The organism is Corallococcus sp. AB011P (assembly GCF_003611605.1).
Taxonomy (GTDB): Bacteria; Myxococcota; Myxococcia; order Myxococcales; family Myxococcaceae; genus Corallococcus; species Corallococcus coralloides.
Map to the genome: position 1 here is coordinate 1 of NZ_RAVX01000072.1, position 906 is coordinate 906.

At 67.2% G+C, this 906-nt stretch carries 1 protein-coding gene; it reads left to right on the top strand.

Going from position 1 to position 906, the window contains the following annotated elements; translation table 11 throughout:
- Window positions 1-906 (top strand): elongation factor Tu (tuf, locus tag D7X30_RS41375; protein WP_120568471.1); only part of this gene is annotated, 906 nt, incomplete at both ends.

The following is a 906-nucleotide window of genomic DNA, read 5'->3' on the forward strand; positions in this document are numbered from 1 at the left end:
GGCGCCACGTTCCTGGCGTACGACCAGATTGACAAGGCGCCGGAAGAGCGCGAGCGCGGCATCACCATCTCCACGGCGCACGTGGAGTACAAGACGAAGAACCGTCACTACGCGCACGTCGACTGCCCGGGGCACGCCGACTACGTGAAGAACATGATCACGGGCGCGGCGCAGATGGACGGCGCCATCCTGGTGGTGTCGGCGGCGGACGGCCCGATGCCGCAGACGCGCGAGCACATCCTGCTGGCGCGCCAGGTGGGCGTGCCCTACATCGTGGTCTTCCTGAACAAGGTGGACCTGCTGGACGACCCCGAGCTGCGCGAGCTCGTGGAGATGGAAGTCCGGGACCTGCTCAAGAAGTACGAGTTCCCCGGCGACAGCATCCCCATCGTCCCCGGCTCCGCGGTGAAGGCGCTGGAGGGTGACACCAGCGACATCGGCGAGCCGGCCATCCTGAAGCTGATGGAGGCGGTGGACAGCTACATCCCGACGCCGCAGCGCGCGACGGACAAGCCCTTTCTGATGCCGGTGGAAGACGTGTTCTCCATCGCCGGCCGCGGTACGGTGGCCACGGGCCGCGTGGAGCGCGGAATCATCAAGGTGGGCGAGGAAGTCGAAGTCGTCGGTCTGCGCGCGACGCAGAAGACGGTGGTGACGGGCGTGGAGATGTTCCGCAAGCTGCTGGACGAGGGCCGGGCGGGCGACAACATCGGCGCGCTGGTCCGTGGCCTCAGGCGCGAGGACATGGAGCGCGGCCAGGTGCTGGCGAAGCCGGGCAGCATCACGCCGCACACGAAGTTCAAGGCGCAGATTTACGTGCTGTCGAAGGAAGAGGGCGGCCGCCACACCCCGTTCTTCAAGGGGTACCGTCCGCAGTTCTACTTCCGCACCACGGACGTGACGGGC